Below are 15,785 nucleotides of genomic sequence, written 5' to 3'. Positions count from 1 at the left end.
AATGTCAGCGCTGCCGGGTTCATCATTCGGGGGTATAGGGTACGTACTCTTCCACTTCCAGGTCGAAGCCGGAAATCGCAGAAAACTTGATGGGCGGGCTCAGCAGGCGCATTTTGCCCACACCAATGTCCTTGAGGATCTGGGAGCCGGTACCCACGGTAAAGTAAACGCCGGAACTGCCTTTCGCGGCGGCGGCCTGTTCTTCTCCGAAGAACTCGTGAATCCGGTCCTCCAGGTTGTAGCTGTCCTCGGCGCTGTTCAGCAGCACCACCACACCCTGACCTTCCTCGGCCACTTTTTCCAGGGCATGATGCAAAGGCCAGCTGCGGGAGTCGGCACGACGGGCACCCAACAGGTCGCGCAGGGTGTCGGTAATGTGTACACGCACCAGCACCGGCTCATCCGGCTTGATGTCGCCCATGACCATGGCCAGGTGTGTGGCGCCCTGGATATTGTCACGGTAGGTTCTCAGGTTGAACACACCGTATTCGGTATCCAGGTCGTACTTCTCGACACACTCGATCGTACGTTCGTTCAGGGTACGGTAGTGGATAAGGTCGGCGATGGTGCCGATCTTCAGATCATGCTGTTCCGCAAACCGTTCGAGATCTTCACGGCGGGCCATGGAGCCGTCGTCGTTCATGATTTCGCAGATCACGCCCGCCGGCTCGCAACCCGCCAGCGATGCCAGGTCACAGGACGCCTCGGTATGACCGGCACGACTGAGTACACCGCCGGGGTCAGCCATCAACGGGAAGATATGACCAGGCTGAACGAGATCGGATGCCTTGGCATTTTTCGCCACGGCGGCCTGAACGGTACGGGCCCGGTCCGCGGCGGAAATACCGGTGGTCACGCCCTCGGTCGCCTCAATGGACAGGGTGAATTTGGTCCCGAATCCGGACGCGTTACGCTGGACCATCAGTGGCAGACCCAGTTGCTCGCAACGGGTGCGTGTCATGGGCATGCAGATCAGGCCACGACCAAAGCGAGCCATGAAGTTGATGGCTTCTGGCGTGCAATGTTCAGCCGCCATCACCAGGTCGCCTTCATTCTCGCGGTCCTCGTCGTCCATCAGGATCACCATCTTGCCCTGACGGATATCTTCAATGATCTCTTCTATGCTGTTCAGTGCCATAGGTATTTTGCACCCTTTCAGTTTGCCGGAGCCAACTGCGCAACAGACAAACCGTGAATTGAAAACGTTACCGTGGCGCCAGGATCAGACGCTGATCCTCACCCACCTGACGGCGATCCAGCACCTTCCATTGTACTTTATCCGCCATGGACTCCAGTGGCAGGTGGGCTGTCGGTCGCCCCGTGCTGCCTAAAAACACCGGCGCCTGGTACAGCCAGAGCTCATCCACCAGACGCTCGTCAATAAAAGTGCCGGCCAGGGTTGGCCCGGCTTCCACCAGCAGTTCGTTAATACCGAGCTCGCCGAGGGAGTCGAGCAGCTCACCGACATCAATGCCATTATCTTTCCAGGCAACCCCGGTCAGGCTGACGCCCAACGCGGCAAGGTCCTGGGCAGGGGCAGTCGCCAGCGTGGGTGACGCACAGAACACCTGAACGTTCCCGCCCTGAAGAATTTTTGCACCGCATGGCGTACGGGCATCACGGTCCGCGATTACCCGCAGCGGCATGCGGGATGGTTCGGTAGCATCGCCGATATCTCCCAACTCCTCGCGCCGTACCGTCAGGGACGGGTCGTCGGCAAGCACCGTACCCACACCGGTCAGCACCGCATCACTGATGGCTCGCAGGCGCTGCACATCCCGACGTGCGTCCGGGCCGGTAATCCACTGGCTTTCACCCGACGCCATCGCCGTACGCCCATCCAGGCTGGCTGCCATCTTCAATCGCACAAACGGCCGACCGGAATTCATGCGCTTCATAAAACCGGGGTTAAGCCGGGCAGCTTCGTCCGCCAGTAAGCCTTCGGTCACCCGGATGCCCGACTCGCGGAGCATATCCAGCCCACGACCGGACACGGACGGGTTGGGGTCCTTGGTGGCAGCAAATACATGAGCAACACCGGCCTCGATCAATGCCTTGGCACAGGGCGGCGTACGGCCAAAATGGCTGCACGGCTCCAGGGTCACATAGGCGGTCGCACCTCGCGCAGCCGGACCTGCCTGGCTCAGGGCGCGAATTTCAGCGTGAGCCTCGCCGGCCCGCTCATGCCAGCCCTCGCCCAGGATTTTACCAGCCCGGGCAATGACACAACCCACCCGGGGGTTGGGGTGTGTCGAATAACGTCCACGCCAGGCCAGTTGCACCGCCCGCGCCATGAACGCGGTATCCTGGGCGTCTATCATGCCTTGCCCTTGGAGGAGTGGTTATCGGCCAACACCTTGGCCACATCCACCGGATCCTCGCCGGAATTGGCCGACAGCCGCTCAATCTCTTCCTTGAACTCGTTAATGTCCTGAAAGCTCCGGTACACCGACGCAAACCGGACATAGGCCACTTTATCCAGTTGGCGAAGTTCGGTCATGACCTCTTCACCAAGCTGCATGGATTTGACTTCACGCTCACCGGTGGCCCGCAAACGGAACTTGATACGATTCAACGCAGCGTCGATTTCCTCGATACTGACCGGGCGCTTTTCCAGCGCTTTCATCAGCCCCGAACGCAGCTTCTCCTCGTCAAACGGCTGGCGCGTGCCATCCTGTTTGACCACCCTCGGCATCACCAGCTCGGCCGTTTCGAAGGTCGTGAACCGCTCACGGCAGGACAGGCACTCCCTGCGGCGACGCACCTGATCCCCCTCGGCCACCAGCCGTGAGTCAATCACCTTGGTATCTGCTTCACCACAGAAGGGACAGTGCATATTCGGGAGCTCCGGAAAATAGCCGGGTTAAGAGTCACCGGTTAATGAGTAGCCGGGCCGTCGAAGGGACGACCCGGCGTGCTTGCCTGAAGTTTAGCCCGCGTACACCGGGAAGCGAGCACACACAGCTTCAACCTGTTCACGCACGCGGTTATTGACGGCATCGTCCTCCAGGTTGTCAAGGATGTCACACATCCAGCCAGCCAGGTCGCGACACTCGGTCTCACCGAATCCACGGGTGGTCACCGCCGGGGTACCGATACGCAGCCCCGAAGTGACAAACGGAGAGCGCGGATCGTTGGGAACCGCATTCTTGTTGACGGTGATGTGAGCACGCCCCAGGGCAGCGTCCGCGTCCTTACCGGTAATGTCCTGCTTGATCAGGCTGACCAGGAACAGGTGGTTTTTAGTGCCACCGGACACCACATCGTAACCGCGCTCAATAAATACCTGCGCCATGGCCGATGCGTTCGTCACAACCTGTTGCTGATATGCCTTGAAGTCATCGCTCATGGCTTCTTTGAAGCACACAGCCTTGGCAGCGATCACGTGCATCAGCGGGCCGCCCTGACCGCCTGGAAACACTGCGGAGTTCAGTTTCTTCTGCAGGTCCGCATCGTCACAGGCGAGGATCAGGCCACCGCGTGGACCACGCAGGGTCTTGTGGGTGGTGGTTGCAACCACATGGGCGTGGGGAACCGGGTCCGGGTAGACGCCAGCAGCCACCAGACCGGCAACGTGAGCCATGTCTACAAACAGGTAGGCACCCACCTTGTCCGCAATTTCGCGGAAGCGGGCAAAATCCAGCTCCTGGGAATAGGCAGAGAAGCCGGCGATGATCATCTTCGGCTTGTGCTCGACCGCCAGGGCTTCAACCTCATCGTAGTCGATCAGGCCAGTATCGTTGTTGATACCATACTGGACGGCATTGTAGATCTTGCCGGAGAAGTTGACGCTGGCACCGTGGGTCAGATGACCACCGTGGGCCAGGCTCATACCAAGAACAGTATCACCGGGCTTCAGCAGGGCCATGAACACGGCCGAGTTGGCCTGGGAGCCGGAATGTGGCTGCACATTAGCGTAGGCAGCACCGAACAGTTCCTTGGCTCGATTGATCGCCAGATCTTCGGCAATATCGACAAACTCACAGCCACCGTAATAGCGCTTACCGGGATAGCCCTCGGCGTACTTGTTGGTGAGCACGCTGCCCTGGGCTTCCATCACCCGCGGGCTGGTGTAGTTTTCCGACGCAATCAGCTCGATGTGAGCCTCCTGACGCTTTTCCTCCGCCTGCATGGCGTTCCAGAGTTCGTCGTCAAAGCCGGCGATTTTCATATCACGATTAAACATGGATGCGCTGCCCCTGTGTGCTTAGCTGCCCGAAAAATTTGGGCGGCTATTCTATCCTACAAATGGGTAAAAAATCATCCTTTATACCGCTCACTACGCCTCCGCAGAAACCGTCACACCGCAATTTTCGCCCCCATCCATCGCTTTCCCGCAATTGCCATAGCCTGCCGGTTTCGCTACCTTACGGGGCTAATCCGATCATTCCTTTTATTTACCTCCGAATACAACAGAGGATACAGCCAGTTATGGCCCAGTACGTATACACCATGAACCGCGTGGGCAAGGTGGTTCCGCCCAAGCGTGAAATCCTCAAGGACATTTCCCTGAGCTTCTTCCCGGGCGCCAAGATTGGCGTACTCGGCCTCAACGGTGCAGGTAAATCCACCCTGCTTCGCATTATGGCCGGCGTGGACCAGGATTACATCGGCGAGGCCCGCCCCCAGCCGGGCATCAACGTGGGCTACCTGCCCCAGGAGCCGGAGCTGGACGAAGACAAAACCGTCAAGGAAATCGTTGACGAGGCGGTCTCCGGCGTTCACGACGCGCTGGCGGAACTGGATCAGGTCTACGCCGCCTATGCCGAACCGGACGCGGATTTTGACGCTCTTGCCAAGAAACAGGGTGAACTGGAAGCCTTTATCCAGGCCACTGACGGTCATGACATTGAACGCAAGATGGAAGTCGCGGCGGACGCGTTGCGTCTTCCGCCCTGGGATCAGAAAGTGAAAGTACTGTCCGGTGGTGAACGCCGCCGGGTAGCGCTCTGCCGCCTGCTGCTGTCCGGTCCGGACATGTTGCTGCTGGACGAACCCACCAACCACCTGGATGCCGAATCCGTGGCTTGGCTCGAGCGCTTCCTGCACGACTACGAAGGCACTGTGGTTGCCATCACCCACGACCGCTACTTCCTCGACAATGTTGCCGGCTGGATCCTGGAACTGGACCGAGGCCAGGGCATCCCGTTCGAAGGCAACTACAGCCAGTGGCTGGAGAACAAGGAAAAGCGCCTGGAAATGGAGTCCAAACAGGAGGCCTCTCACCAGAAAGCCATCAAACAGGAACTGGAATGGGTGCGCAGCAATGCCAAGGGCCGTCAGTCCAAGAGCAAGGCCCGTCTGGCCCGCTTTGAGGAGATGAGCTCCCAGGAATTCCAGAAGCGCAACGAAACCAACGAGCTCTATATTCCGCCCGGACCACGCCTGGGCAACAAGGTGATCGAGGTGGACGGCATCAGCAAGTCCTTCGGCGACCGCCTGCTGTATGAAGACGTGTCCTTCAGCGTCCCGCCCGGCGCCATCGTGGGCATCATCGGCGGTAACGGTGCCGGTAAGTCCACTCTGTTCAAGATGATCGCGGGTTTCGACAAACCGGACTCCGGCGACATTACCGTGGGTGAAACCGTGGAACTGGCCTACGTGGACCAGATGCGCGACCTGGACGGCAGCAAGACCGTGTGGGAAGAGCTCTCTGACGGCAACGATATTATCAAGGTCGGCAACTACGAAACCCCGTCCCGGGCCTATGTGGGGCGATTTAACTTCAAGGGCAGCGACCAGCAGAAACGGGTCGGCGATCTGTCCGGTGGTGAGCGCAACCGTCTGCACCTGGCCAAGCTGCTGAAACAGGGCGGCAACGTGTTGCTGCTGGACGAACCCACCAACGACCTGGACGTGGAAACTCTGCGCGCCCTGGAAGAAGCCCTGCTCAACTTCCCTGGCTCCGCCCTGGTGATCTCGCACGATCGCTGGTTCCTGGACCGCGTAGCCAGCCATATCCTGGCGTTCGAGGATGACGGGGATGTGGTCTACTTCGAGGGCAACTTCACCGAGTACGACGAAGACTTCAAGAAGCGCAAGGGGGATTCTGCCATGCAGCCCAAGCGTATGAAGTATAAGAAGTTGGCGTAAAGGTTCTCCCCCTCTCCCCAACCCCTCTCCCGCCAAGGGAGAGGGGCTTTACACAGGCTTTGCTCTTGCTTGCAAGAGGGGCTTTACACAAACCTCGCCCCGAAGTCTCCCCTCTCCCTTGACGGGAGAGGTGCCGGGGGAGAGGGTGAACACGCAAGGAATCAACAGGACCATTTATGGCCAAGCCCAAAACCGCCTACGTCTGCACCGAATGCGGCGCTGACTACTCCAAGTGGCAAGGCCAGTGCACGGCCTGCCAAGCCTGGAACACTATCAGTGAAGTCCGCGGCGTCAGCAGCAATGCCAGGGGCGCCCGCGGTGCCCGCTTCGAGGGCTTTGCCGGCAGTTTGTCGGAAGTCCAGAGCCTGGATGACGTCAGCCTGGCCGAAAAACCCCGCATCAGCTCCGGCATGCAGGAGTTTGACCGGGTACTGGGCGGTGGCCTGGTGGAGGGTTCGGCAGTGCTGATGGGTGGCCACCCCGGTGCTGGCAAGAGCACCCTGCTGCTTCAGGCGGTTTGTCATCTGGCCGCCAGCGTCCCCGCCCTGTACGTCACCGGCGAGGAATCCCTGCAGCAGGTGGCGATGCGCGCCAAGCGTCTGGGATTGCCCACCAGTGATCTGAAAATGCTGTCGGAAACCAGTGTCGAGCGTGTGATACAGGTGGCGGAAGCCGAGAAGCCCCGCATTCTGGTGGTCGACAGTATCCAGGTGATGCATGTCGAGGATACAGAATCCGCTCCCGGCAGCGTCTCCCAGGTCCGCGAAAGCGCGGCCTACCTGACCCGCTTCGCCAAGCAGACCGGCACCATCCTGTTCCTGGTTGGCCACGTCACCAAGGACGGCAGCCTCGCCGGCCCGAAAGTGCTGGAGCACATGATCGACTGCTCCATCCTGCTAGAAGGTTCCAGCGACAGCCGTTACCGCACACTGCGGGGCATCAAGAACCGCTTTGGCGCGGTGAATGAGCTCGGCGTTTTTGCCATGCTGGAACAAGGCCTGAAGGAAGTGAAAAACCCCAGTGCGATTTTCCTTAATCGTGGCGAGGAGGCTGCGCCCGGCAGTGTGGTGATGGTGGTCTGGGAGGGCACCCGGCCGATGCTGGTGGAGATCCAGGCGCTGGTGGACATGGCCCAGGGTGGCTATCCAAGGCGCGTCGCGGTCGGTCTCGATCAGAACCGGCTGGCCATGCTGCTGGCGGTTCTACATCGCCACGGCGGCATGCATGTGTCCGATCAGGATGTCTTCGTCAACGTGGTCGGCGGCGTCAAGGTCAACGAGACCAGCGCGGACCTGGCTCTGCTGGCTGCGATCGTCTCGTCCTTCCGCGACCGCGCCCTGCCCCAGGATCTGGTGATTTTCGGGGAAGTCGGCCTGTCGGGTGAGATTCGCCCGGTGCCCAGCGGCCAGGAACGGATCTACGAGGCCTCCAAGCACGGCTTTACCCACGCACTGGTGCCCAAGGCCAACGTACCTCGCAAGCCAGTCGAGGGGATGAAGGTGATTCCGGTGACCAAGCTTAGTGAGGCGCTTTTGGCTTTGGAGGAAATTTGACTTTGGGCCCCAGCCTTCCAGTGTTGGTGCAAGGGAGGGGTTGGGACTCCTTTCCAAAAACCGCTACGAGCACATCCATGTGCGCTTCTCTCAGGCCATCCATGGCCTTCGAAATTTTTGGAAAGGAGTCCCAACCCCTCCCCTCGAATCAAGGAGATAACGCCGATAGTGCAAAGTCTGAAAACAGGATCAGCATATTGAAGAGGACAAATCAACGGACAACCTAATCAATCAAATGCGCAAACTCCCTCTCGAGCAACGCCTGATCACCCAGGTTAAGCTCAACAAGCCGCTTTAAATGAGTGGCGCTTTCCAGGTCGATGTACTGACACTTGAACCCCAACCGCTGTGACTCAACATGTCTAAGCTCTACCGCCATGACAATGGCCGTTTCATTGTCATCCAGATGAACGATCACCTCGCACGGCTCGTTTAACGGCACGTTCCACTCGTTCGGCCTTTTTACTAGAACGCCTTTCAGGGAGATATCCAGCACCTCCGTTAACCAGACGTTGTCCTGGCAGTGAAGCTCACAGGGGGCGTCGAATTCGATGCGGTGGAATCGTCGTTTCTCAGGGGGTTGAGTCGGCAAGTGGTTGCTCCTGTTTACTGCTTTTGTTCCATATGACTATAGACCCGACAGGGGGATGCATCCAGAGGAGTTTTGGGGTGGTGTTTGGTGACGGGTGTCGGATTACGGCACGCTTTGCGTGCCTAATCCGACCTACAAGTCCAACCTGTCACACGAACGGAGATATCACAGTGGCCGGATAAAGGTCGTCTGGAAGCGCCGCCCAAAAATTTCGGAGGCCATGGATGGCCGGAGAGAAGCGCACAGGGAAGTGCTTGTAGCGGTTTTTGGGCGGCGCTTCCAGACGGCCGCCCCCGCTGAAAAATCAGGCTACAAATGCTATTGGTGGTACTCCGGACTCAGCTCTACCACTGCCTCAATAAACGCCTTGGCGTGCTCCGGATCCACATCCGGGGTGATGCCGTGCCCCAGGTTGAAAATATGCCCCGGGCCGGTACCGAAGCGGCGCAGGATGTCCGCCACTTCCTGGCGAATCCGCTCTGGCGGCGCATACAACATCGCCGGATCCATGTTGCCCTGCAGAGCAACCCGCTCGCCGATGCGAGCGCGGGCGTTGCCGATGTCCGTGGTCCAGTCCAGACCCACGGCATCGGCACCTGAATCAGCAATGGATTCCAGCCACTGGCCACCATTCTTGGTGAACAGGATCACCGGAACACGACGACCTTCGCTCTCACGAATCAGACCGTCCACGATCTTCTTCATGTAACGCAGCGAGAACTCCTCGTACGCCCAACTACTCAGCACACCGCCCCAGGTATCGAAAATCTGCACCGCCTGGGCACCGGCCCTGATCTGGCCGTTGAGGTAATCGATGACACAGTCCGCCAAGTGATCCAGCAGGCGATGCATCACCTCCGGCTGGCTGTACATCAGTTTCTTGGCCTCGCGGAAATCCTTGGAAGAACCACCCTCGATCATGTAGGTGGCCAGTGTCCAGGGGCTGCCGGAGAAGCCGATCAGTGGAACACGGCCGTTGAGGGCGCCACGGATGGTGGATACCGCGTTCATCACGTAATCCAGATCCACCTCGGCTTTCATCGCGGGCAAGGCGGCAACGTCCGCCTCAGAGCGGATCGTATGCTTGAACTTGGGACCTTCACCGGTCTCGAAATACAGGCCGAGCCCCAGTGCGTCCGGAATGGTCAGAATGTCGGAAAACAGGATCGCGGCATCCAGGGGATACCGTTCCAGAGGCTGCAGGGTGACCTCACAGGCCAGCGGCGTATTCTTGCAGAGACTGAGGAAATCTCCCGCCTGGGCACGGGTCGCGCGGTACTCAGGAAGGTAACGGCCGGCCTGACGCATCATCCACACCGGTGTGCGGTCAACGGGCTGGCGCATCAGCGCGCGCAGGAAGCGGTCATTTTTCAGCTCGGTCATAGGATGTCCAGTCTGCTCTCAGTCTGTGAAATATGGGCTGCAATGATACCCCGTTTACAGCAATAAAAAAGGGCGGCTTACCCGTAGCAAGCCACCCTTCTGGTCTGAATCCGGCCCGCCCTCAGATATCCAGGTAATCCAGGATACCCTCGGCAGCCTGGCGACCTTCCCAGATAGCGGTTACGACCAGATCCGAGCCTCGGACCATGTCTCCGCCGGCAAAGATCTTCGGGTTGCTGGTCTGGAATGCAAACTCTGCTTCCTCCGGCGCGGCCACACGACCGGAATCATCGGTGCTGATGCTCTGGTCGTCAAACCAGTCCGCCGGGCTCGGGCGGAAGCCAAAGGCCACCAGAACGGCATCGGCCGGAATGACTTCTTCGCTGCCTGGAACCACTTCCGGACGGCGGCGACCGTTTTCGTCAGGCTCGCCCAGCTGGGTCTGAACCACTTTTACCCCTTCCACCTTGTCTTCACCAATAATGGCGATGGGCTGCCGGTTGAACATGAACTTGACGCCCTCTTCCTTGGCGTTTGCCACTTCCTTGCGGGAGCCCGGCATGTTCGCCTCATCCCGGCGATAGGCACAGGTGACACTTTCGGCCTGCTGGCGAATGGAGGTGCGGTTACAGTCCATCGCGGTGTCACCACCACCGAGGACCACCACACGCTTGCCCTTCATGTCGATGAAGTCGTCCGCATTCTCCTCGTAACCGAGGCGACGATTGACGTTGGAGACCAGGAACGGCAGGGCGTCGTATACGCCGGCCAGGTCTTCCCCGGGGAAGCCGCCCTTCATGTAGGTGTAGGTGCCCATGCCCATGAACACGGCATCATATTCCTTGAGGATGTCTTCCATCATCACGTCCTTGCCCACTTCCGTGGACAGGCGGAATTCCACGCCCATTTCCTCGAACACCTGACGGCGGCGGGTCATCACAGACTTTTCCAGCTTGAACTCGGGGATACCGAAGGTCAGCAGGCCACCAATTTCAGGATAGATATCGAACACCACCGGCTTAACGCCGTTGCGCACCAGAACATCGGCACAACCCAGACCCGCAGGACCGGCACCAATCACGGCGACTTTCCTATCGGTCCACTTCACGGCAGACATGTCCGGTTTCCAGCCAAGGGCGAACGCAGTATCGGTGATGTACTTCTCGACAGAACCGATGGTAACCGCACCATAACCGTCATTCAGGGTACAGGCGCCTTCGCACAGACGGTCCTGGGGGCAGACCCGGCCACAGACTTCCGGCAGGGAGTTGGTCTGGTGGCACAGCTCCACCGCCCTCATGATGTTGCCTTCGGACACCAGCTTCAGCCAGTTCGGGATGTAGTTGTGTACCGGACACTTCCATTCACAGTAGGGGTTGCCACACTCCAGGCAGCGGTGCGCCTGTGGCGCAGCTTCTTCCTGGGTGAACGGGTGGTAGATTTCCCCGAACTCCTTCTTCCGCTTCTTCGCGGGTACCTTTTTCGGGTCTACGCGCCCTACTTCGACAAACTGGAAGTCGTTATTCAGTCGTTCTTTCATCATGATGCTCTCATCAACTCGATTTCGACAGGGGCACCGCTCTGCGGCGGATACCCCAAACCCTGTTCCGTCCGGCACTTATTCCGGGCATACGGCATACGTAGGTCGGATCAGCAAAGCGTAATCCGACAGCCACTTACTCCGGACGTGCACGAGTGCTTGCCAGCAGGCTGCGCAAGTTGGCAGCCTTGGGTTTCACCAGCCAGAAACGGCCGATGTAGTCGTCGAAATCTTCAAGAATGTGCTCTGCCCACTGACTGCCGGTTTCCGAGATATGCTCACGGATAACGCCGCGCAGGTGATTACGGTAGGACTCCATGTCCTCACGGGAAATGCGCTGGATTTCCACCAGTTCGTGGTTGTACTTGTCCACGAAGGTGTTATCCATATCCAGCACGTAGGCAAAGCCACCGGTCATACCGGCACCGAAGTTATAACCGGTAGAACCGAGAACCGTCACCAACCCGCCAGTCATGTATTCACAACAGTGATCGCCGGTGCCTTCAACAACGGCGTGGGTTCCGGAGTTGCGCACCGCGAAACGCTCGCCAGCCGTACCAGCGGCAAACAACTTGCCTCCGGTTGCACCATAGAGACAGGTGTTGCCGACGATGGAGGTTTCATTGGTTTTGAAGCTGCTGCCACGGGGCGGCTTGATGACCAGCTTGCCGCCGGTCATCCCTTTGCCCACGTAATCGTTGGCGTCACCTTCCAGAATCAGGTTGAGACCACTGACGTTCCAGACGCCGAAACTCTGTCCGGCGGTACCCGTCAGGTCGAGGGTCACTGGCGCATCTGCCATACCCTGGTTGCCATGCCTCGCAGCAATTTCACCAGACAGGCGCGCACCGATTGAGCGGTCACAGTTGGTCACGCGGTAGGACCACGCACCTCCGGACTTCTCCTCAATAGCGCCGATTATATCTTTCACCATCTGTTCGGCTAGCACACCCTCATCAAACGGATGGTTGCGCTCCACCTGACAGGTCTGTGGCTTGTCCGCGGGAATGTGATCGTTAGCCAGAAGGCGGCTCAGATCCAGCTTCTTCTGACGCTCGGTATCGCCTGGCAGACGCTCAAGCAGGTCGACACGACCCACCAACTCTTCCAGGCTGCGAACACCCAGCTTGGCCATCCATTCACGGGTTTCTTCAGCCACAAAGCGGAAGAAATTCATGGCCATTTCCACGGTACCCTTGAAATGCTCTTCACGGAGATGGTCATTCTGGGTGGCCACACCGGTAGCACAGTTGTTCAGGTGGCAGATGCGCAGGTATTTACAACCCAGTGCGACCATTGGGGTGGTGCCGAAACCGAAGCTCTCGGCGCCGAGAATCGCACCTTTGACCACGTCAAGGCCGGTCTTGATACCGCCGTCGGTCTGGAGACGGATTTTGCCACGCAGATCGTTGGCACGCAGTGCCTGCTGGGTTTCCGTCAGCCCCAGCTCCCACGGCGAGCCTGCGTAACGGATAGAGGTCAGCGGGCTTGCCGCAGTACCGCCATCGTAACCAGAGACCGTGATCAGGTCAGCGTATGCCTTGGCAACACCGGCCGCAATTGTGCCCACACCCGGCTCGGAGACCAGCTTAACGGACACCAACGCCTTCGGGTTCACCTGCTTCAGGTCAAAAATCAGCTGCGCCAGGTCCTCGATCGAATAGATATCATGGTGTGGGGGTGGTGAAATCAGCGTCACACCCGGCACGGAATAACGCAGACGCGCGATCAGATCGTTAACCTTGCCACCCGGCAACTGGCCGCCCTCACCGGGCTTGGCGCCCTGGGCCACCTTGATCTGCATGACGTCGGCGCTACGTAGGTATTCGGCGGTCACACCAAAGCGGCCTGAGGCTACCTGCTTGATCTTGGAGCGCTTATTGGTGCCATAACGGACCGGGTCTTCACCACCCTCGCCGGAGTTCGAACGCCCGCCCAGGGTGTTCATCGCCACTGCCAGCGCCTCGTGTGCTTCCGGAGACAGCGCCCCCAGGGACATAGCTGCGGAATCGAAGCGCGGGAAGATATTTTCGACCGGCTCTACCTCGGAAATATCGATCGCCTTGATATCCTGACGGAAACCGAGGAGATCCCTCAGAGTCGCCACGGGGCGTTCGTTCACCAGTCCTGCGTACTCCTTGTAGTGACCATATTCACCGCTGATCACCGCTTCCTGGAGCTTGCCAACCACATCCGGATTGAAGGCATGGTATTCCTGGCCATGCACATACTTCAGCAGGCCGCCCTGGGAGACTGGCTTGCGGGGCTTCCAGGCGACTGCTGCCAGTTGCTCCTGATCCTGCTGGAAATCGAAGAAACCAGCCCCCTGGATACGGCTGGGCACACCCTTGAAGCACAGATCCACCACTTCATCCGCAAGGCCGATGGCCTCGAAGAGCTGTGCGCCACGGTAGGAGGTGATGGTGGAAATGCCCATCTTGGAGAGGATTTTCAACAGGCCTTTGTTGATGCCCTTGCGATAGTTATTCTTCGCCTCGATCGGATCCATCAGCAGCTCACCGGTACGAATCAGATCATTCAGCACCTGATACGCAAGGTATGGGTAAACCGCTGTCGCACCGAAGCCGAACAGAACAGCAAACTGATGGGGATCACGTGCCCAACCGGTTTCCACAATAATGTTGGAGTCACAGCGCAACCCCTGCGCCACGAGGTGGTGATGAACCGCGCCGGTGGCCATCAGGGCATTCACTGGCAGCTCACCCTCCTTGAGATCCTTGTCGGACAGAATCAGCAGTACCTTGCCGTTGCGGGTAGCTTCTTCCGCCTGCTCACACACCCGGCGTATGGCCTGCTCGAGTCCCATCTCCGGGCTGTAGCCCATGGAAATACGCGCCACCTCAAAGCCCGGACGATCGTTGTTGGAAATTTTCAGGAACTTGGCCGGCGACAGGACCGGTGTCGTCAGGATGATCCGGTCCGCATGCTCCGGTGTTTCCTCGAAGACATTGCGCTCGGATCCCAGACAGGTTTCAAGCGACATAACAATCGCTTCACGAAGCGGGTCGATCGCCGGGTTCGTCACCTGGGCGAACTTCTGGCGGAAGTAATCGGCCACGTGACGAACCTTGCTGGACAACACCGCCATCGGGGTATCATCGCCCATGGAACCAACGGCCTCCTGGCCGTTTTCGGCCAACGGACGCAGCACCTGATCACGTTCCTCGAAGGACACCATGAACATCTTCTGGTGTACCAGAAGCTCATCAGCGTCCATCAGGCGAAACTCCGGGGTATCCTGATTCAGCGTGCTTTCAACCCTTAGCGCGTTTTCCCGCAGCCACTGCTTGTACGGGTGAGCATTTTTGAGGCGCTCATCAATATCCGGAGTGTGGAGTACTTCGCCGGTCTGGGTATCAACAGCCAGCATTTGGCCAGGCCCTACCCGGCCTTTCGCGACAACGTCATTCGGCTCATAGCCATAAGTGCCGATTTCCGAGGCCAGCGTAATGAAGTCGTCCTTGGTGATCACCCAGCGCGCCGGACGCAGACCGTTCCGGTCCAGCATACAGACTGCATAGCGGCCGTCCGAGAACACCAGGCCGGCAGGTCCGTCCCATGGCTCCATATGCATGGAGTTGTATTCGTAGAAGGCCCGCAACTTGGAATCCATGGTGTCCACATTCTGCCACGCGGGCGGAATCATCATCCGCACCGCACGGAACAGGTCGACTCCGCCAGCCAACAGCACTTCCAGCATGTTATCCATGCTTGAGGAGTCGGAACCGGTCAGGTTTACCAGCGGCTGCAGAGTCTGCAGATCCGGGAGATCCGGTGAGCTGAACTTGGCCGCACGAGCGATGGCCCAGTTGCGGTTTCCATCGATGGTGTTGATCTCACCGTTGTGCGCCAGGAACCGGAATGGTTGGGCCAACGGCCAACGCGGCATGGTATTGGTGGAAAAGCGCTGGTGGAAGACACAAATAGCCGTCTCCAGGTCCGGATCACCAAGATCCTTGTAGAAATTCGCCAGATCGGCCGGCATCATCAGGCCTTTGTAGGCCAGCGTGCGGTGGGACAGGCTACAGATATAGAACTCGGAGTCGTCCGCCATGTCGCGCTCGGCGTAACGACGGCCAATGAACAGGCTGATCGCGAATTCTTTCTCTGCCTTGTCAGCCGGCGCCACAAACACCTGCTCGATACGAGGCAGGCAGTCCAGCGCCATCGGCCCCAGGCAACTGTTGTCCGTCGGGACTTCCCGCCAGCCCAGAATATCCAGGCCCTGCTCGGTCAGACGCTTCTCAATGGCTTCCCGCCCAGCTTTTGCCTTGGCCTCATCCGGGTTCAGGAAAACCTGACCAACGGCAAACAGGTCTCCGGGCTCCTTGCCAAATGCCGCCTTGGCGGCCTTGCGCAGGAAGGCATCGGGACTTTGAATTAGCAGGCCGCAACCATCACCGGTCTTTCCGTCTGCTGCGATACCACCGCGGTGGGTCATGCAGGTCAGTGACTCGATGGCAGTTTGCAACAACTTGTGGCTGGCATCGCCTTTCATATGGGCGATCAGTCCGAAACCACAGTTGTCCCTGAATTCTTCGGGATGATACAAACCTGTCATCATAAGCGTTCTCTCACATAGAAATGCTTTTCAATCAAAGAG

10 protein-coding genes are annotated in these 15,785 nt (G+C 58.9%); 2 read left to right on the top strand and 8 right to left on the bottom strand.

Annotation, left to right across the window (positions count from 1 at the left end; translation table 11 throughout):
* Positions 1-22: 22 nt before the first annotated feature.
* From ribBA to glyA, 4 genes are all read right to left on the bottom strand, one after another.
* Positions 23-1,138: a bifunctional 3,4-dihydroxy-2-butanone-4-phosphate synthase/GTP cyclohydrolase II gene (gene ribBA, locus EHN06_RS04495; RefSeq protein ID WP_127330552.1), complete on the bottom strand. Its 1,116-nt coding sequence runs from the start codon at positions 1,136-1,138 to the stop codon at positions 23-25.
* Between the two features lie 67 nt (positions 1,139-1,205).
* Entirely contained in the window at positions 1,206-2,321 is a 1,116-nt protein-coding gene (ribD, locus tag EHN06_RS04490; RefSeq protein ID WP_127330550.1) for a bifunctional diaminohydroxyphosphoribosylaminopyrimidine deaminase/5-amino-6-(5-phosphoribosylamino)uracil reductase RibD, read from the bottom strand.
* On the bottom strand, positions 2,318-2,836 hold the full coding sequence (gene nrdR / locus EHN06_RS04485) for a transcriptional regulator NrdR (protein WP_127330548.1): 519 nt from the start codon (positions 2,834-2,836) through the stop codon (positions 2,318-2,320). The genes ribD and nrdR overlap by 4 nt, the downstream gene beginning before the upstream one ends.
* 93 nt (positions 2,837-2,929) lie before the next feature.
* Positions 2,930-4,186: a serine hydroxymethyltransferase gene (gene glyA, locus EHN06_RS04480; protein ID WP_127330546.1), complete on the bottom strand. Its 1,257-nt coding sequence runs from the start codon at positions 4,184-4,186 to the stop codon at positions 2,930-2,932.
* A gap of 245 nt (positions 4,187-4,431) precedes the next feature.
* Here glyA and ettA point away from each other — a divergent pair, with 245 nt between their 5' ends.
* A complete protein-coding gene (gene ettA / locus EHN06_RS04475; RefSeq protein ID WP_127330544.1) occupies positions 4,432-6,093 on the top strand; it encodes an energy-dependent translational throttle protein EttA in 1,662 nt (553 codons plus the stop codon).
* A gap of 176 nt (positions 6,094-6,269) precedes the next feature.
* Complete coding sequence (radA, locus tag EHN06_RS04470; RefSeq protein WP_127330542.1) at positions 6,270-7,646, top strand: DNA repair protein RadA; 1,377 nt, start codon at positions 6,270-6,272, stop codon at positions 7,644-7,646.
* A gap of 223 nt (positions 7,647-7,869) precedes the next feature.
* Here radA and EHN06_RS04465 read toward each other — a convergent pair whose 3' ends face one another.
* The 4 genes from EHN06_RS04465 to gltB form a co-directional block, all read right to left on the bottom strand.
* Positions 7,870-8,238 (bottom strand): PilZ domain-containing protein, encoded by a 369-nt coding sequence (locus EHN06_RS04465; RefSeq protein ID WP_127330540.1) that lies wholly within the window; start codon positions 8,236-8,238, stop codon positions 7,870-7,872.
* A gap of 318 nt (positions 8,239-8,556) precedes the next feature.
* Complete coding sequence (gene hemE / locus EHN06_RS04460) at positions 8,557-9,621, bottom strand: uroporphyrinogen decarboxylase (RefSeq protein ID WP_127330538.1); 1,065 nt, start codon at positions 9,619-9,621, stop codon at positions 8,557-8,559.
* A gap of 121 nt (positions 9,622-9,742) precedes the next feature.
* Entirely contained in the window at positions 9,743-11,161 is a 1,419-nt protein-coding gene (locus EHN06_RS04455; RefSeq protein ID WP_127334344.1) for an FAD-dependent oxidoreductase, read from the bottom strand.
* Positions 11,162-11,297: 136 nt separating this feature from the next.
* Positions 11,298-15,746: a glutamate synthase large subunit gene (gltB, locus tag EHN06_RS04450; protein ID WP_127330536.1), complete on the bottom strand. Its 4,449-nt coding sequence runs from the start codon at positions 15,744-15,746 to the stop codon at positions 11,298-11,300.
* Positions 15,747-15,785: the final 39 nt, after the last annotated feature.

The sequence above is a fragment of the Marinobacter sp. NP-4(2019) genome, from assembly GCF_003994855.1.
Classification (GTDB): domain Bacteria; phylum Pseudomonadota; class Gammaproteobacteria; order Pseudomonadales; family Oleiphilaceae; genus Marinobacter.
The sequence above is the reverse complement of the archived record's forward strand: the minus strand, read 5'-3'. Positions and strand labels throughout refer to the sequence as shown.